The sequence below is a fragment of the Pseudophaeobacter leonis genome (assembly GCF_002087335.1).
Taxonomy (GTDB): domain Bacteria; phylum Pseudomonadota; class Alphaproteobacteria; order Rhodobacterales; family Rhodobacteraceae; genus Pseudophaeobacter; species Pseudophaeobacter leonis.
In genome coordinates this window covers 17,382-34,537 of the sequence record NZ_MWVJ01000011.1, presented here as the reverse complement: position 1 = coordinate 34,537, position 17,156 = coordinate 17,382, and the positions used below count along the sequence as shown (strand labels likewise).

At 59.1% G+C, this 17,156-nt stretch carries 18 protein-coding genes and 4 pseudogenes; 5 read left to right on the top strand and 17 right to left on the bottom strand.

Features of this window, described 5'->3' with window-relative positions; translation table 11 throughout:
* Window positions 1-199: 199 nt before the first annotated feature.
* A complete protein-coding gene (locus B4968_RS04490; protein ID WP_083097006.1) occupies window positions 200-1,225 on the top strand; it encodes an FAD:protein FMN transferase in 1,026 nt (341 codons plus the stop codon).
* A 12-nt stretch (window positions 1,226-1,237) separates the two neighbouring features.
* On the top strand, window positions 1,238-1,486 hold the full coding sequence (gene nqrM, locus B4968_RS04485) for a (Na+)-NQR maturation NqrM (RefSeq protein WP_083097004.1): 249 nt from the start codon (window positions 1,238-1,240) through the stop codon (window positions 1,484-1,486).
* Window positions 1,487-1,585: 99 nt separating this feature from the next.
* Here nqrM and B4968_RS04480 read toward each other — a convergent pair whose 3' ends face one another.
* Window positions 1,586-1,774, bottom strand: a complete 189-nt coding sequence (locus B4968_RS04480; protein WP_083097002.1) for a hypothetical protein — start codon at window positions 1,772-1,774, stop codon at window positions 1,586-1,588.
* Window positions 1,775-1,887: 113 nt separating this feature from the next.
* Between B4968_RS04480 and B4968_RS04475 the strand changes: the two genes are divergently transcribed.
* Window positions 1,888-2,409 carry a CBS domain-containing protein gene (locus B4968_RS04475; RefSeq protein ID WP_083097001.1) on the top strand — a complete coding sequence of 174 codons (522 nt, stop codon included), beginning with the start codon at window positions 1,888-1,890 and terminating at the stop codon, window positions 2,407-2,409.
* Between the two features lie 57 nt (window positions 2,410-2,466).
* Here the strand turns inward: B4968_RS04475 and B4968_RS24040 are convergent, their stop codons facing one another.
* The 14 genes and pseudogenes from B4968_RS24040 to B4968_RS04435 form a co-directional block, all read right to left on the bottom strand.
* A complete protein-coding gene (locus tag B4968_RS24040; RefSeq protein WP_241525556.1) occupies window positions 2,467-2,913 on the bottom strand; it encodes an IclR family transcriptional regulator in 447 nt (148 codons plus the stop codon).
* A gap of 29 nt (window positions 2,914-2,942) precedes the next feature.
* The gene (locus B4968_RS24035; protein ID WP_241525555.1) at window positions 2,943-3,260 is read right to left on the bottom strand and encodes a helix-turn-helix domain-containing protein; all 318 of its coding nucleotides are present in this window, start codon (window positions 3,258-3,260) and stop codon (window positions 2,943-2,945) included.
* A gap of 67 nt (window positions 3,261-3,327) precedes the next feature.
* On the bottom strand, window positions 3,328-3,993 hold the full coding sequence (locus B4968_RS25080; RefSeq protein ID WP_277620914.1) for a TRAP transporter large permease subunit: 666 nt from the start codon (window positions 3,991-3,993) through the stop codon (window positions 3,328-3,330).
* Window positions 3,957-4,679 carry a TRAP transporter large permease subunit gene (locus B4968_RS25075; protein ID WP_277620913.1) on the bottom strand — a complete coding sequence of 241 codons (723 nt, stop codon included), beginning with the start codon at window positions 4,677-4,679 and terminating at the stop codon, window positions 3,957-3,959. The genes B4968_RS25080 and B4968_RS25075 overlap by 37 nt, the downstream gene beginning before the upstream one ends.
* A gap of 77 nt (window positions 4,680-4,756) precedes the next feature.
* Window positions 4,757-5,227 carry a TRAP transporter small permease gene (locus tag B4968_RS04460; protein WP_241525553.1) on the bottom strand — a complete coding sequence of 157 codons (471 nt, stop codon included), beginning with the start codon at window positions 5,225-5,227 and terminating at the stop codon, window positions 4,757-4,759.
* A 154-nt stretch (window positions 5,228-5,381) separates the two neighbouring features.
* On the bottom strand, window positions 5,382-5,990 hold the full coding sequence (gene dctP, locus B4968_RS24030) for a TRAP transporter substrate-binding protein DctP (protein ID WP_277620915.1): 609 nt from the start codon (window positions 5,988-5,990) through the stop codon (window positions 5,382-5,384).
* Between the two features lie 7 nt (window positions 5,991-5,997).
* Entirely contained in the window at window positions 5,998-6,312 is a 315-nt protein-coding gene (locus B4968_RS24025) for a type 2 periplasmic-binding domain-containing protein (RefSeq protein WP_241525551.1), read from the bottom strand.
* On the bottom strand, window positions 6,270-6,443 hold the full coding sequence (locus tag B4968_RS24020) for a hypothetical protein (RefSeq protein WP_241525550.1): 174 nt from the start codon (window positions 6,441-6,443) through the stop codon (window positions 6,270-6,272). The genes B4968_RS24025 and B4968_RS24020 overlap by 43 nt, the downstream gene beginning before the upstream one ends.
* A gap of 78 nt (window positions 6,444-6,521) precedes the next feature.
* A complete protein-coding gene (locus B4968_RS24015) occupies window positions 6,522-6,770 on the bottom strand; it encodes an AMP-binding enzyme (RefSeq protein WP_241525562.1) in 249 nt (82 codons plus the stop codon).
* Between the two features lie 249 nt (window positions 6,771-7,019).
* Window positions 7,020-7,966 (bottom strand): annotated as a pseudogene (locus tag B4968_RS04450) (class I adenylate-forming enzyme family protein); the annotation flags it as partial.
* 167 nt (window positions 7,967-8,133) lie between these two features.
* Complete coding sequence (locus tag B4968_RS04445) at window positions 8,134-9,279, bottom strand: acyl-CoA dehydrogenase family protein (protein ID WP_083096997.1); 1,146 nt, start codon at window positions 9,277-9,279, stop codon at window positions 8,134-8,136.
* Between the two features lie 12 nt (window positions 9,280-9,291).
* Window positions 9,292-10,488, bottom strand: coding sequence for an acyl-CoA dehydrogenase family protein (locus B4968_RS04440; protein ID WP_083096995.1), 1,197 nt, complete (start codon window positions 10,486-10,488; stop codon window positions 9,292-9,294).
* A gap of 271 nt (window positions 10,489-10,759) precedes the next feature.
* A complete protein-coding gene (locus B4968_RS25560) occupies window positions 10,760-11,011 on the bottom strand; it encodes a peptidoglycan-binding domain-containing protein (protein WP_338153205.1) in 252 nt (83 codons plus the stop codon).
* A gap of 42 nt (window positions 11,012-11,053) precedes the next feature.
* Window positions 11,054-11,912, bottom strand: a pseudogene (locus B4968_RS04435) (lytic murein transglycosylase); the annotation flags it as partial.
* 193 nt (window positions 11,913-12,105) lie between these two features.
* Between B4968_RS04435 and B4968_RS04430 the strand changes: the two are divergent.
* Both B4968_RS04430 and B4968_RS04425 read left to right on the top strand, forming a co-directional pair.
* Window positions 12,106-13,346: pseudogene (locus tag B4968_RS04430) on the top strand (lytic murein transglycosylase).
* A gap of 163 nt (window positions 13,347-13,509) precedes the next feature.
* Window positions 13,510-14,523, top strand: coding sequence for an NAD-dependent epimerase/dehydratase family protein (locus B4968_RS04425; protein ID WP_083096993.1), 1,014 nt, complete (start codon window positions 13,510-13,512; stop codon window positions 14,521-14,523).
* An 84-nt stretch (window positions 14,524-14,607) separates the two neighbouring features.
* On the opposite strand, the gene B4968_RS04420 is transcribed toward B4968_RS04425, so the two are convergent.
* Entirely contained in the window at window positions 14,608-15,675 is a 1,068-nt protein-coding gene (locus B4968_RS04420) for a ParB/RepB/Spo0J family partition protein (RefSeq protein ID WP_083096991.1), read from the bottom strand.
* Window positions 15,668-17,055 (bottom strand): annotated as a pseudogene (locus B4968_RS04415) (AAA family ATPase). Before B4968_RS04415 ends, B4968_RS04420 begins: the two are co-directional and overlap by 8 nt.
* Window positions 17,056-17,156: the final 101 nt, after the last annotated feature.

Sequence of the window (17,156 nt, the reverse complement as noted above, 5' to 3'; positions counted from 1 at the left end):
CTTCGGTCGGTCAGAACCGACATGTCATGGCTGTTTTTGGATTCGGCCTGCAAATAGTCTGATCTGCCCCGGGTTCCTACCGGAAACTTGATCTATTCTGCCATCGTGACATTCATAGCAAAGTTTCCCAGGCTTGGCGAAGATTGACAGGGCCGCGAATAGCGTACAATAGAAGGGCGTTTCAAGGGTAGGTGGACAAATGGCACGTCTCTTTCTTGTTGCGCTCGCGTTTTTTCTCGCAGCGTGCAAATCGGATCCCATAACGCTGCAGTTTAGCGGTGAAACAATGGGCACAACGTATAACATCACAGCAGTCGACAAAACGGCCGCGCTGTCAGCCGATGCGCTGCAGGCCGCAATCACAGCCGAACTGGCAGCGGTCAACGCGCAGATGTCAAACTGGGACCCTACCTCTGAGATTTCCCGCTTCAACGCCTCCCCCTCGACGGATCCGGTCGCAATCTCACCAGAGCTGGCCAAGGTCATCAGCGCCGCCAATGAGATCCATGACAAAAGCGAGGGGCTTTTTGATGTGACCCTGGGCCCGCTGATCGAGATCTGGGGCTTTGGCGCCCGCGATCAGGACAGCCCCGTGCCTGCGGATGACGCCATCGCGGCGGCCATGGGTCAGGTTGGACAGAGCAAGATTCTGTCCCTGTCGCAGGAGCCTTTGACACTGCGCAAAAGCCTGCCGCAAGCCTCGGTCTATCTCGCCGCCATCGCCAAGGGCTATGGGGTGGATCAGGTTGCTGCGGTTCTGGCTGAGGCCGGGCTGAGAGACTATATGGTAGAAATCGGTGGCGATCTGGTCACTGCCGGCCAGAACCCCAAGGGCAACAGCTGGCGCATTGGTATTGAACGCCCGGATGCCGCCAGCCAGAGCATTGAGGAAATTGTCGATGTCTCGGGTCTGGGCATGGCCACCTCAGGCGATTATCGCAACTATTTTGAACAGGGCGGCATTCGCTACTCCCATATCATCGACGGCACCACCGGGCGCCCGATCACACATGGCACCGCCTCGGTCACCGTGCTGGCACCGGATGCGATGATGGCCGATGGCTGGGCCACAGCCTTGCTGGCGCTGGGTCAGGACCGGGGGCTAAAGGTCGCCGAAGCCGAGGGCCTCGCGGTTTTGTTCATTGCACGCAGCCCCGATTCCGGTGAGACAGGCTTTGAAACCACCGTCAGCTCGCAGTTTGCCAAACTGCAAGCCAAGCAATAGGGGCAGATCACCATGGCCACTTTCCTTCTGACCTTTGGGTTGTTGACCCTCATCATGCTGGGCATGTCGCTGGGCGTGATCTTTATGGGTAAGACCATCAAAGGCAGCTGTGGCGGACTGAACGCCATTTCAGGCGCTGACAAATGTCTGGTGTGCAAAAAGGACGTCGATCCCAACAGCCCGCTGCGCGACAAGCTGCAGTGCAAACGCGCCCGCCAGATGGTTGAGCAGATGGAAGCCGAGATGCGCGCCGAGGGCTGATCTGCCGCAGCAGGGGCACCAAACAGCATGAGTAACGGATACAGGCGGCCCTTTGGGTCGCCTTTTTTGCTGAGTCTGGATTTCTGCGTCTGGCGCTGCTCAGGCGGTCTGCATTGGCACAAAGGCCAGCGTCAGCAGCGCCAGTGCCGCCAGCAGGCCAAACAGCCAAAGCTGCCAACGCGGCCCTTCAGTCTTCCAGACCCGGCGATACCGATTGCCCGCCAGCACCGCCAAAAAGATTAATACCGTGGCCGTAAGCGGCGTCAGTGTGAGATGTGAGGCAAGCAAGGTATTCCCCCAAAGGACATTTGTCGTCTAAGCTGAATGGCACAGCACCGGACTACTATACAACCTGGCCACTTAAACAACCCGGCCTATTGGACAACAGGGAGGATTCCACAATGCCAAGCTCGTATCAGGCGCCCAGCCGTGGGGATCAGGCGAAAAAGACCACCCGCAGTCAACCCGCCGAAAGCAATATGTCGCAAGACACCGCAACCGTGCAGCACCTCATCTCGCGCAAGGGGGGAACCGTCTACACGATCTCGTCTGCCGACACACTCAGCACCGCCGTACACCGTTTTCGCGACCGGCGCATCGGGGCCCTTTTGGTCACGGATGACAATGGCGCGCTAAAGGGCATCTTGTCGGAACGTGACATCGTGCGAAAGCTGGCGGAAACGCCAGGACAGACCCTGCCGCAAACGGTCGCCGAGACCTTGACAAGCAAGGTCGAAACCTGTACGCCCTCTGATGCGCTGGTCTCTGTGTTGCGGCGCATGAACGAGGGGCGGTTTCGCCATATGCCAGTCAAGGACGGCGACCGGCTGTGTGGCATGCTGACCATTGGCGATGTGGTAAACTTTCGCCTCAACGAGCTGGAATACGAGGCCCTGCAGCTGAAACAGATGATTGTCGGCTAGGCCAGCACGAAACTGTTCCCTCCCGCAGCGATGTGTGGGAGGGGCATTTGTCCGGTTTCAGTCCTCAGCCATGATTGGAAAGCGCCGCCCGGTGATATGTAGCAATTCCTGCACGGCAGAGACCAACGCCGGGCCAACCGTCTCTGTGATCAGCTGATCGGTCAGATCAACCGTGCGCGCGCCACTCAGAAACGAGACCGGCTCGCCAAATTCAGAGGGCCGATAGGGGGCCGCGATCGCGTTGATCGTGGTATTGAACCGTTGGTCTCCACGCACAAAGGCATAGCCATCGCTCAGCAGGCCAGACTGTGCCACAGCCCAGGCCTCTTCATAGCTGTGCTGGTCCTCAGCCGACATCCCCTGGGTGAGTTTTGCCAATTCACTGCGCCCCAGGGCGCCCAAAAAGGCAGCCCCGGTCGAGGATTTGAGCATCGGCATCCGGTAGCCAACGTTGAGCCAGGTGGTGGTTGAGTTGCGCGGCCGCCAGGTCTTGACGATCAGCATCTTGCCATCATCCTGAATGGCCACCCCGGTCAGGGTTTTGGTGGCATCGGCCAGTTTCTCATAATCGGGCCAGCCGTCTCGACAAAGCCAAATGAGGCCCCGGCAATATTCCCCAGCGCCAGTGCCGCAGGCCCAAGCCGGTATTTGTCGTGATGCCGCCCATGGGTCAGATAGCAAAGGGCACAGAGCGTAAAGGTCAGCCGCGACTCTGTAGAGCGTGGCACACCGGTGCGTTCCGAAATCTCCAGATTGCCCAGCCCGTCATCGTTGGGTCCAAAGGCCCGCAACACATTGAGACCACGCGCCAGAGTATTGGCAAATCGCTTGTCATCTTTCAGATCTGGCATCGCCTCAAACCCTAGCTATCCTTGGGAATTCCACCATATAGAATTTTGCAGCAAGGAAAAGCCCTGTTCATTTTGACGTCATCTGGACGTCATCGACAAGAACAGGGAAATCGACGGGAAACCGACAATCAGCGCCAGCACCACCACATCGACGCACAAGAACCGCCAGATGCCGGCAAAGACAGTGCCGATGGGGGCCGGCCTTGCCCACCACATTGGACAGCACAAAGACATTAAGCCCAACCGGCGGCGTAATCAGACCGATCTCCAGCAGCTTGACCACCACAACGCCAAACCAGATCAGGTTCATGCCATAGGATTCCACCAAGGGCACCACCAGCGGCAGGGTCAAAACCATGATACCAATGGGATCAAGGAACATGCCCAGCATCAGATAGACTCCACAGATGCAGATCAGCAGCACCATCGGCGACAGCTGTGCGTCGGCCACCGACTGCACCAGCGCTGGCGCCATGCCCGTCAGCGCGATGGCGGCAACAAAGATCTTGGCGCCCGCCGCAACAATAAAGATGGCCGAGGTCTGCACGCAGGTTTCACGCACCGCTTCCCACAGGCTCTGCAGGGTCAGGCGCCTTTGGGCAAAACCAATAAGCGTTGTGATCACAACGCTGACCGCCGCGGCCGCTGTTGCGGTGAAAAAGCCGCCGTAGATGCCGACCACGATGATCACAAAGATCAGCGCCGCAGGCCAGGCCTCGCGGGCTGCCGCCATCTTTTCGCCAAAACTGGCGGGCGCACCGCGCTCGGGCACCAGTTTGGGTTCACCAGGATCCAGACCCAGATCACCAGCACAAACCCCGCCAAGGTCAGCAGGCCGGGCAGAACCCCCGCCAGAAACAGCTTGCTCACCGAGGTCTCGGTAAGGGTCGCATAGATGATAAACAGGATGCTCGGCGGGATCAGCGACCCCAGGGTGCCGCCTGCCGCAACACTTGCGGTGGCGAGACGCGGATCATAGCCCAGCCGCAGCATCTCGGGGGTGCAGATCTTGCCCATGGTAGAGGCGCAGGCAAGGCTGGAGCCGGTGATGGCGGAAAAGCCACCGCAGCCCATGACCGAGGCCACAGCCAGACCGCCGCGCTGCCGCACCAGCCAGACCTTGGCCGAATTATAAACCGCCGTGGTGATCCCGGCGCGATAGGCGATGTTTCCCAGCGCCACAAACAGCGGGATCATCGACAGATCAAAGCTGTGCACCAGATCGAACGAGTTTGAAAACACCAGCGACGAGGTGGCGCGAATGGCCCGCTCGGGCATGAATGTGCCGGTTCTGAAGGCAAAGATGGTAAAGGCAGCCATGGTGGCGACCCCAATCAATGCAAAGGCAATCGGCACCCGCATCGCCAGCAATACCAGCATCAGGCCAAAGGCCACTAATCCAATCGTTGCCGGATCCATCAAGTCTATTCCCGAAATTGAAGTGTTCAACGAAGCGCATCAGCGCGCTGTGGCGTGGGGCTCACCCGGTCAGCAGTTCAGTGACCTGTGGGCTCGAAATTCAGCGCCTCACCGCGCCAGACGGTTACGATATCGCCCAGAGCCATTGCCAGCAGCCGCAGCCAGCACAGCGAAATACCAATGAGAAAGGCCAGCTGCCCCGGCCATTGCGGCAGGTTGAGGTCGCCATAAAAGGCACTGCCGGTATTGATCTGGTGCATCAGCTCTTTGCCGCCCGAATAGATCAGCGGTGTCAAAGCAAAGACGCCAAACAAAGTGCCAAAGATCACAAAATACTCGACCATCCGCGGCGGCAGCATATTGGTGAGAAACTCTACCGCAATATGGGCCCGCTGGGTGGTGACAGCAGCCAGTGGCATGATGATCGCCAGCACCATCAACTCGCGCACGATGATCACCGCATCGGGCACCGACGCCTTGAACAGGTTGAGCGCGATCACATCGGCAAAAATCATCAATGCCAGCAAAATGATCGCAGCCGTCGCCACGTCGACAAAGAGTTTTTCTATTCGGTAAACATGGCGTCGCCCTTATGCAGTCTGGTGGAGCAGCAAAACAACTGGATCAAAAACCAACTGGTTCAAACAGCTGGACACAGCAGTACCGGGGCAAGGTTTCCCCTGCCCCGGTGGCTGTATCAGATCAGTTGCGCTCCCAGGGATACCCCTTGGCGTCAAACTCAGCCGTGAACTCGGCCACGGCATCAGTATAGACCTTGATCATGTGATCAGGGTTGAGACCAACGCTGGCAGCGTTCTCTTTCCAGTCCGCCAGGAAGGGCTCGGTCGCGGCGTTCAGCGCGGCGCGCTCTTCTGCGGAGACCTCGATCACCTTGACGTCGCGTTCATAGCCACCTTCGCGCATAGCCTTGAGCGCCTTGGAGTTTGCACCGATAACGATCTGGGCGAATTTGTCTGCCAGCTCTGTACCCGCCTGGGTCATCACGGCTTTCTCATCGTCGCTCCGGGCGTCATGGCTTTGCTTGTTCATGAACATGCCGTAGCCGCCGATCTGGCCCCAGTTCAACACGGTGTAGCTGTCGATGACTTCGTGCCACTTCAGCGCCTGGATGATGTAAGAGTAGCCTTGGGTACAGTCGATCAGGCCGGTATCCAGACCCTGATAGGCCTCATAGACACTAAGATTGACCATGGTCGCGCCAGCTCGCCAAAGACTTTGCCGTAGACGCCGGCGCCACGCACTTTTTTGCCAGCGATATCCTGGATCGAATTGATCGCATCGCCCTTGCAGGCCACGTTCACATCCGAGGCTGTAAAGGTGCCGATATAGACCAGGTTCTGGGTGCCAGATTTTCAGTGATTTCTGGCACGGTGCGCATCAGATGATCGGTGGCGCGCAGACCAACCCAGGGGTTGGGGCCGCCCAGTGGCAGATCCGCCAAAGAATAGGCCGCCATCTCTTTTTGGAAATAGGCCGAAATGATCGAGCCGGCATCCGCCACGCCATCGCCAATCGACTGTACCGAGGCGGAGGCTTTGAACAGGGCACCGCCCCACTGCACATCGAGCTTCATGTCGCCGCCGGACAGCTCTCCAATGCGGCCGTCAACCATTTCAGCGCCGCAGGAACCGTGCCGCGTGCCGGGCCACTGTGGCCATAAAAGATGGTGGTTTCTGCCGCTGCAACAGTCCCAAACGTCAAAGCGACAGCCGCCGCTCCAAATGCTGTTTTCACAAAGCTCATAGTCAGATTCTCCTCCCCGAGATCACATTTTGTCTTGGCCAACATACAGAACACCATTCCGTATAGTAGAATTTACAATCAGATAGTGGTTTCACCCTGAAGCTGATCAGCAAAGGTGCTAATCAGTTTTGCTTTTAGAATTTTGCCGGTGGGTGCGGTCGGTAGATCCTGCGTCAGAATGATCCGGGTGGGCCGTTTGTAGGGGGCCAGCTTGTCTTTTACAAACCCCGATAGCTCCGCCTCGCTCAGGCTGCAACCGGCCGCCACTTTGACAAATGCCAGGACCTCTTCGTTGCCTGCGGCAGGCCTGCCAACAACGCCCGCCATGATGACTTCGGGATGGTCGCTCAGCGCCGCCTCAACCTCGACCGGGTAGACGTTAAACCCGGATCGGATGATCAGCTCCTTTGAGCGTCCGGCAATATGCAGCCGCTCTTCCTGGTCAAGCCGCCCCAGATCGCCGGTACGGTAAAACCCGTCAGAGGTCAGCACTCTGGCGCTTTGGGCGGGATCGCGAAAGTAGCCCTTCATCACCTGTGGCCCGCCCAGCAGGATCTCACCGATACCCTCATTAGGCGTCGCGCCTTCGGCCTCAAAATCAAGCCGAAACAGGCTGCCTTCCATCGGGAATCCGACGCTGACATCGGCATCGCCAAGCGGGCTTTTAGTGGCGCAGACCCCGGCAGAGCCTTCGGTCAGCCCATAGCCGTTTTGCAAGGGAATACCGTAAAAGGCTTCGGCCTCTCGCTTCCAGACCGGATCCAGTGGCGCGCCACCAGACGAGACAAAGCGCAGCAGATCCCCCTCATAGCGGGGCTTGTTCTGGGCGCGGGCATAGTGGAACAGCAGCGCGTGCATCTGCGGCACGGCAGGCAGCAGCGTGACATCCGTTTGCAACGCCCTATAAAGCCGGTCAACCGCAAACCGTGCTTTCAGCCGCACCCTGCCCTGCGCACCGCAGACCGACAGGAAGGCCACCAGACCAAAGATATGCGCCAGCGGCAGGGCCCGAAAGGTCATGTCATCGTCCTGCATGCCCCGCACCTTGGCCGAGGCCATGGCGCCCGACATCAGGTTGTGATGCGTCAGCATCGCGCCTTTGGCGCCCCTGTGGTCCCCGAGGGATACAGCAGGATCGCCACCTGCTGATCAGCCGCTTTGAAACAGGGCTCCGGCTGGCTGCCAACGCGCCTGAACACGCCAACAGTACCAAACCGCCCGGTTGCGGTCTTGGCCGAAAATGCCTTGCCATGGATCACTGCGGCCTCAGAGGCCTCGCGGCAAAATATCACCGCGCTTGGGTCGCTATGGGTGATAAGCCGGTCGAGCTCGGCATGGGTGAGACGGGCGTTGAGCGGCACCGCGATTGCGTCGATCTGGCTGGTGGCAAAAAGAAAGGCACAGACCGCGAGGCAGTTCTCAAACACCATCACCACCCGGTCGCCGGGCTTGACCCCCTGCGCCAGCAGAACCGCCTTGGCGTCCTCGGTGGCAGTCTGCAGATCGGCCCAGCTGTGGTTCACATCGGCATGGTCAATGATCGCCAGAACATCGGGCTTTGCGGTGGCAGCCGCACTCAGATAGTCGTGAATTCGGGTCTGCACGCGGCGTCCCTCCCTAAAAGTGTTGGTTTCAGTGACAGTCCTTGAATTGCATCATGCGCCCGGCCCCGTCAGGCCAATCAGGCCGGTCAGGCAGATTTCAACGCTATAAATCGCTCCAGGTGATGATCCACATCGCCAAACTGATGGTCGATCATGGTCAGGCGCCGGGCATAGTGTGACAGCGCGTATTCGCCGGTCATGCCAATACCACCGTGCATCTGGATGCATTCTTCAGCCACCAGCGCTCCGACCCGGCCAATCAGGTTCTTGGTGGCGCTGACCTCGCGCTCACGGATCAGTCGTGGCTTGTCCAGAGCCCCCGCCAGGTTGACCACAGCCGAGCGCGCCTGCTCGATCTCGATCAGCATATCGGCCATCCGGTGCTGCAGCGCCTGGAACTTACCAATCGGCATTCCAAACTGTTTGCGCTCTTTCAGATAGTCCACCGTCAGGGCTTTGGCCGCTTCCATCGCACCAAGCGCCTCTGCGCAGATGGCCAGTGTCGCCTGCGCCACGGCCGCCTCAATCGCGCCGTAGCCCTGGCCGCCAACGCCCAGCCGACGGGTCGCATCCAGCTGCACATTCTCCAGCGTCCGGGTTGCGCCGGAGGCGCAATCAATATTGCCCTGTGTTGTGACCGATACACCGGGCGTGTCCGCCGCGACCAAAAACAGCGAGATCCCGTTTTGCCCCCAGGCCCCGCCGCTCTCACGGGCGGAGACCACAAAGAGCTGTGCGGCAGCGCCGTTGATCACCTGGGTTTTAACGCCCTCCAGGGTGATCACTTCACGTCCCGCGTCGCCAGAAAGACGCGCGGTCGCCTCAACATGGGACAGATCATAGCGCGATCCCGCCTCGCTATGGGCAAAGCCCAGCACCAGATCGGCTGCGATGACCTCAGCCAGCAGCTCCTGTTGCGTCTCGTTTGCGAGGCTGGCCAGCATGTGACCGGCAAGGGCAGCATTGCCCAAAACAGGCTCAATCACCCCGGCACGACCCAGCTCTTCGAACACCACCGCGATATCAAAACCAGCGCCGCCAAAGCCGCCCTGCGCCTCGGTGAACAAGGCGCCCAGCACGCCCAGCTCTGCCAGTGCGGCAAAGACTTCGGCGTTATGGGTCTCGCCTGCCTGCAGCAGTTTTTGCCGGGTCTCGTGGTCATAATTCTCAGCGAGAAAGCGGCCCAGCATGTCGCGCAGCATGCTGCGCTCTTCGGTCAGAGTAAAATCCATGATTGCGGCCTCTCAAAGTTCCAGGATCGTTTTGGCGATGATGCTGCGTTGCACCTCGTTAGAGCCGCCAAAGATCGACAATTTGCGCATGTTGAAATAGGCCGGCGCGGCAGCGGCTGTGTGCTCGGGGCCCATCGGGTCCTGATTGTCGCCGCCGTCCAGATATTCTGGCAAAAACGGCATGGCATCAGGCCCGGCAGCCCGGCGCAGCAGCGATGTAAGCTCTTGCCGGATCAGGGTGCCTTTGACCTTGAGCATCGAGCTTTCAGCGCCCGGCGCCTGACCCGCCGCCGCCGCGCTGACAACGCGCAGATTGGTGGTACGCATCGCCATCAGGTCGATTTCAACCTGCGCCATACGACCGGCAAAATGTGGGTTCTGATCCAAGGGTCGCCCCCCGGTCATTGTCGCCGCGGCAACTTTTTTCAGGGTCGCCAGCGCCGCATTAGAAAAGCCAACCCCGGCGATATTAGTCCGCTCATGGGTCAGCAGGTATTTCGCATAGGGCCAGCCCATGTCCTGCTCGCCGACCAGATTCTCCACCGGCACCCGCACGTTATCAAAGAAGACCTCGTTCACCTCGGCCTCGCCGTCGATCAGCGTGATCGGGCGCACGGTGACACCGGGAGTCGTCATGTCGATCAGCAAGAACGAAATTCCGGCCTGCTTTTTGACATCCGGGTTGGTGCGCACCAGGCAAAAGATCCAGTTGGCGTGCTGTCCCAGGGTGGTCCAGGTCTTTTGTCCGTTGACCACATAGTGGTCGTCCTCCAGCTCGGCGCGGGTTTTCACCGCCGCAAGGTCTGATCCGGCACCGGGCTCGGAATAGCCCTGACACCACCAGTCCTCACCACTGAGGATGCGGGGCAAAAAGCGCTGCCGCTGCGCTTCGCTGCCAAACTGCAACAGCACCGGCGCCAGCATCGACAGACCAAAGGGCACCAGGCGCGGCGCGTGGGCCAGGCAGGCCTCTTCCTCGAAAATCTGACGCTGCACCGCATCCCATTCGGCGCCACCGTATTGCTTTGGCCAGTTGGCTGCCAGCCAGCCCTGCGCATTCATGATGGCGTTCCAGGTTTCGGTATCGGCCTTGGAGATCCGTTTGCCCAGACGCACCTTCTCGCTCAGCGCAACTGGCAGATTTTCTGCCAGGAACGCCCGCACCTCGGCGCGAAAGGCCTCCTGCTGGGGGGTGTAGTTCAGATCCATCTCGACCTCGCCTCAATATTTTACGCGCACTCAAATAGTACGCCTTAAACTCACTGCGCTGTGTTTGACCGCCCCCGGACCGGAGCGGGCGCGTTTGGGGCAGGTATAGACCGGCGAATTAATAATTTCAATATGTGGAATTCAAATCGTGATAGTGAAATGCAATGCCGAATTCAGGCCTTGTCGCAAAACCATATGAGCTGAAACGAAAAAGGGCGGCCAAAGCCGCCCCGTCGTCTCAATCACAGTCTCATATTTAGTCAGGGTAGCCTCAGCCCAGACTGCGCAACAATGCAAGCGAGGGGATGCCGGTGGCGGGCTGGCCAATGCTCGCCTGATAGGCGCTGATGGCGGCCTGGCTTTTGGGACCAATCACCCCGTCGCTGCCACCGGTATCAAACCCTTTGGAAGTCAGGCGTTGTTGCAGGGCAACCCGGTCGTCCTTGGTCAGCCCATTGGCGTCCGGCGGAAAGCTGCCCTTTAGCGGCCCGCCGCCTGCGATGCGGTCCGCCAGATGGCCCACACCGATGGCATAGGCATCTGAGTTGTTGTAGCGCTTGATGGCGCGAAAATTGCCTGTGACCACAAAACTGGGGCCACCGGCCTGCGGCTGTAAAACGGCACCATTGGCAGCGGCGCCTGTGAGACTTCGCGGCCCCAGCTTTGGCCCCGTGTCCAGCCATTGCGCGCAAGGTAAGCCGCTGTCGAGGCCAGCGCATCTGTCGGATCCTCGGAGCAGATATCGCGCCGCCCATCGCCGGTGAAATCCACCGCAAAGGCCTGATAAGACGTCGGAATAAACTGGGTATGCCCCATGGCACCGGCCCAGCTGCCAGTCAGTTTTGCCGCAGAAATGTCGCCATTCTGCGGATTTTCAGCGCCGCAATCAGCTGTTTTTCAAAAAACGCACCGCGCCTGCCGTCATAGGCCAGCGTCGAGGTGGCTGAAATCACCGGAACATCGCCGCGCCGGTCGCCATAAAAGCTCTCGAGCCCCCAGATCGCAGCAATGATCGAGGCATCCACGCCGTATTTCGACTCGAGCGCCCGCAGGGTGCTCTGATGGCGCTGATAGGCGGCGCGCCCCTTGCTGACCCGTTCATCCGAAACCGCAATCGAGAGATAATCCTCAAGGCTGCGTTTGAATTCGGTCTGGTTGCGGTCGCGTTTGATGACGCCGGGCAGATAGCCCGTATTGCGAAACCCAGCCTGTAAGGTGGCGGCGGAAATCCCCTGTGACTGGGCTCTGGTGTGAAAACTGGCCACCCAGGCGTCATAGCCTGCATTGGGACTGGGCCGCAGATCAGCTGGCAATCCTGCCTTTGCCACCCCTGTGGTGCCCGCGCCAGAGGCGGAAATATTGCTGCAGGCCACAAGCCCAAAGCCCGCAAGCCCAAATCCAAATGACCGTCTGGTAATACCCATGATACCTGCTCGCTGTTTTTCTTTTATCCTAGCGCATCTCGGGCCGCTTGCAATCAATGGCCCGCCTTTGTTGGGCCTCGGTGGCTCGTTCCCGCCGAAAACGGCGAGACATGGCTTCACATGGCTACACTCAGGGTCCAAACCCGCTAGTCTGGCCGACAGAGTACCCTCTTATTTTGCCGGAAGCCGCCCCATGCTTATGCGCCTTTTTGTTACCCTTGCCGCCCTGTGGCTGCTGCCCCTGCCCGCCTCAGCCCAGAGCCGCGCCAAGGTTGAGCGCCAGTTTCAAAACTGGCTGCAGCAGGATCTCTGGCCACAAGCCAAGGCGGCTGGCATTTCAAAACGCACCTTCAAGGCGGGTTTCTCAGGCGTCACGCTGAACTGGGATCTGCCCGATCTGGTGCCCCCCGGCAGCCCGCCCCGGATACCAAAACAACAACGCCAGGCCGAGTTCGGCGCCCCGGCGAAATACTTCAGCCGAGGCGGGTTGGATGGCGCCACCTCTATGGGGCGCAAAATGGCGCGAACCCATGCAACCACCCTCAGCCGCGTTGAAAAAGCGACCGGTGTGCCGGGCAGGATCATACTGGCAATCTGGGGCCGCGAGAGCGCCTATGGCCGCGCCAAGATCCCGCACAATGTGTTCCGGGTTCTGGGCACAAAGGGGTTTATGAGCACCCGCGCGCCCTATTTCACCGCAGAGCTTCTCGCGGCGCTACAAATTGCCGAGGCAGGGCATGTTGCCGCCTCGGCTATGAAAAGCAGCTGGGCCGGCGCTCTGGGTCAGCCGCAGTTCATGCCCAGCAGTTTTTTGAAATATGCTGCCGATGGCAATGGCGATGGTCGCGCCGATATTTGGGGCTCTGAAGCCGACACGCTGATGTCGATTGGGCATTTTCTGGCCCAGCATGGCTGGCAAAAGGGGCGCGACTGGGGGTTTGAGGTCTCGGTACCAGCAAGCGTTTCCTGTGCGCTGGAGGGCCCGGATCAGAGCCGCAGCATTGCAGACTGGGAAAAGCTGGGTATCACCCGCGTCTCTGGCCGCGCATTCCCTGCGGCGGAACGCACAGGTCAGGGATTTTTGATGATGCCCGCCGGGCGGCTTGGCCCTGCCTTTATCGTGACGCCAAATTTTTACGTGCTAAAGGACTACAACAAAAGCGATCTTTACGCGCTGTTTGTGGGCCATGTCGGCGATCGTATCCAATATGGCGTGGGTGATTTCAAGGCCCGCTGGCAAAAGCTGGACAGGCTGTATCGCTCGGAGTGGCGGCTATGCAGCGCGGGCTCGAGGCACTAGGTCATGATGTTGGCGGTGCTGATGGGCTGGTTGGCTTCAAAACCCGCCGCTCAATTGGGCGCTGGCAGCAAACGCGAGGCGCGCAGGCCAGCTGCTTTCCAGATAGATCAATGAAATCATTGGCTTCGCAGTAGATTTCTGGAAGGCTCTCTGCCCCTCGCACTGATCTTCAAGCCGTGATATAGGGGCCAGAAGATCATCAGGAGCGGCTGGCCCTATCAGGTCGGCTGCACGGGCAAGATACCCAAAGGCGCCGCGGTCTTTGGCATCACGAGCGCAGGACAACAGAAAAACACTATGAAACGCGTTCTTGTTACCGGCTCTGCCGGATTTATCGGCTTTCATCTGGCAAAACTCCTGTTGGACGAAGGCTTTCGCGTGCACGGCTTTGACGGCATGACCGAATACTACGATGTCAGCCTTAAACGCAGCCGCCACGCCCTGTTGATGCAGTATCCCAACTTTACCGCCACCGAGGCCATGCTGGAGGATCAGCAGGGTTTTGACGCCATGGCGGATGCGTTTGACCCCGAGGTTATCGTGCATCTCGCAGGACAAGCTGGCGTGCGCTACAGCCTTGAGAACCCGCGCTCTTATCTTGAGACCAATGTGATGGGCACGTTTAATGTGATGGAGGCAGCCCGGCGCCTGAAGGTCGAGCACCTGCTGATGGCCTCATCCTCCTCGGTCTATGGCGGCAATGACCTGATGCCCTTTACCGAGACCGAACGCACCGACGCGCCGCTCACCATCTATGCGGCAACCAAAAAGGCCAATGAGAGCATGGGGCATTCCTATGCCCACCTGTGGGATTTGCCGACAACCATGTTCCGGTTTTTCACGGTTTACGGCCCCTGGGGCCGCCCGGATCTGGCGTTTTACAAATTCGCCGATGCCATCCTGCAAGACCGCCCCATCGACATCTACAATCATGGTGAGATGTACCGCGACTTTACCTATGTCGATGATCTGGTGCGCGGCATTCGCCTGCTGGTCGATGTCATCCCAAAACGTCCCGACAGCAAAGATCAGATCGAGCCGGGCGATAGCCTGTCGCCTGTCGCGCCCTACCGGGTGGTGAATATCGGCAACTCTGAAAAGATCCGGCTGCTGGACTTTATTGATGCGATTGAGACAAGCCTCGGCAAAAAGGCCATTCGCAATTATATGGATATGCAGATTGGCGATGTGCCGGCCACCTGGGCCGATGCCTCTTTGTTGAAACATCTGACCGGCTATCAGCCGCAGACCGATTTCCGCACAGGTATCGACCAGTTTGTCGCCTGGTACAGAGACTACTACGCCAAATAGAGCCGGTTTAGCCTGTCTGGCTAGACCTTTTGCTTTGAATCCCCGGCGCCTGCTTTACTCAGGCGCCGGACCGTTACCCAGGCTTTAGCCAATCTGGCGGGCGATCAACTGCAAAATCCGCTCCGCAGTATCGGCGTTCAGCACCCTGCCCTTCAGCTCTATGCGCAGACTATCCGCCGAGATCTCAGCACTCAGCGCACCGCCTTTGGGAAGGCCGCGCGCAGGCAGCCGGGTGATTTCCTGCGGCCGCCCACCGCGAGATTTGTTGCGCGGTGCTGCTCCGTCTGCTTTCAGAGCCTGCTGCAAAAGAACCCATTCCGTTTTGGCATCCTGCGGCGCCCCACCAGCAAGGGCCGTGCGCAGATGGGATTGCCCTCCGGCCTGCAACGCGCTGGCCAGCGCAAGACCTGACTTTTCCGTCAACCCGGTCGGGAACTGCAACAGATCCCCAAGAGCCTCGTGCACCCTGGCAAAGCTGCGCACCTTTGAGCGTTTCGCCTTGGACGCCGCCGCAAACAGCGTATCAACAGCGGCCTCAACCGACGGAAACACTCCCTGCCCTGCCGCCAAAACCGCAATGCGGCCGCGCTCATAGTGGCTGAGATTGGCGCGGACTTCGTTTTCCTCGACCATCGAAATATAGGCCACCTGCCCCGCGCCCGCCTCACGGACAAAGGCAGGGATCAGCGCAAAACTGCTATCTTGCTGCGCCAGTGCGCGATAGGCCTGCAGGCGGCGAAAGCCTGAGATCAGACCATAGCCCGCCTCGGTCTTTGCCACCTCAACCGGGGCGCGCAGCCCGTTAGCCTGGATCGATGCCTGCAGCTCTGCCATTGCCTCGGCATCTTCAACCAGACGGTCGCGGCGAATGAAATCCTGATCGATATCCTCGATGGCCAGCATCTGCACCACCAATCCGTCCTGTGCTGCGGCGCGCCAACGGGCCGCATCGCCCTGATCGCGAGCCAGTTCCACCCGGTCCGTGACCGAGGTCATGCTGTTCAGGCTGGCGGCTTCGGCGGCGACCTGCGCGATGGGCGGCACGGCTGATTTTGTCTCAAACGGGTTGGCCGAAGGTTTCGCCACGAAACCCTCCTCCATCTGCTGCAGTTCAGTTGCGTCGGGGGCTGTCAGCCGTCTGCGTTTAGCCATCCTGCTCATCTCCCATATTTGCATCGCGCCACCAGCAGCCGAAATCAACAGTTCCTTGAATTCGGCATAGGTGCGATCAAAGGTTTCACGCCCCCGCACATAGGTGTCACGGTTAAAATCGCGATAGTCCGCCTCGTAGATCCCATTGACCTCCTCCCCCGCCTGCCCCACCAGCGCGGTGTAATCCTGCCGGTAGGCATTCATGAAATCGCCAAAATAGGCCTGGATCACATTGGCCATATCGGTCTGCTGGCTGGCATCAAACCGGGTGACGATGGCCCGTACAACATCCCATTCGAACTTGATTTCCGGTAAACCCGCCGCACGTTGCGCCGCGTTTTCGCCGTCCTCGATCGAGGCAAAGGTGGTGTAGAGCATGTCAAAGAACCGCCCCGTGGAATCGAACTCCAGATAAGACGCGCCCAGCGGCACCAGTAGAATATCAGCCGCCGCCAACGCATTGATGGTCAAATAGCCAAGCGCCGGAGGGGTATCCAGAAAGACCACATCATATTGATCGAGGATTTTTTCGTCCGCAAGGAAATTGGTCAACCCGTCCCACAGCGGCCAGCTGCGCAACCCCATTCGCCAGACAGGAATCTGGAACTCGGCCCAGTAGAGGTTGAGCTGCGCGCCGATGAGATCAATATTGGGCCAATGGGTGTTTTGAATCACATCCTTTGGCGTGGTTTTCAGGGCTTCCTGCAGGGTTTCGTCCAGCGGGATTTCTGGCTGACCGGCAGCAGTGCGCACTTCATTCTCGGCTGTGACGGCCTTGGCATAATCCTTGGCCACCAGCGGGAACACTGTTTGCCACTCATCAGCCACCTTACCGCCCATGATCGAGGTCATTGATCCCTGGCTGTCAAGGTCAATCACCAGCACCTTATATCCGTCCAACGCCGCCGACATGGCGAGATGGGCGGCAGTTGAGGTCTTGCCAACTCCGCCCTTAAAGTTCGCAACCGCTACGACCTTTGCAGGCAGGCCTTCGGGGCGATAGGGGAGGTATTCTTTGGTGCTGACGCCTTCACTGGAAAAATGCTGTCTGAGTTCCAGAACCTCTTCCAGCGTGAACCATTTTGAGCCACCTTCGCCTTCGCCTTGTGGCAGGTCGGGATGCGCTTTCAGCACCCGCCTTAAATGGGCTGGAGCGACTGGGATCAAGTATTTTGTAATTTCCCAGGTTGAGAATTTGCGCAGTCGTTTTTGCCCATCCGGAGCGTAACCACGCCGCGCCAGATCTTCGCGTCCCTTGCTGCAAAATGCGGCGGCTTTTGCAAAGCGGGCTGTGCCGATTGGATCGGGCAATTTCTTTGCAGCGGCTTCTGGATCAAGATTAAGATAGGGGGGCAGGGCTGGTGAGGGGGATTTGCTCATACGGATGCCTCATAACATGTTCGCCTTTTTGGCGTATGTCATAGAAACTAGCGGACATCTTGTGATCAATCCAGCATGGATGGGAAAGATTTCGATCTTGA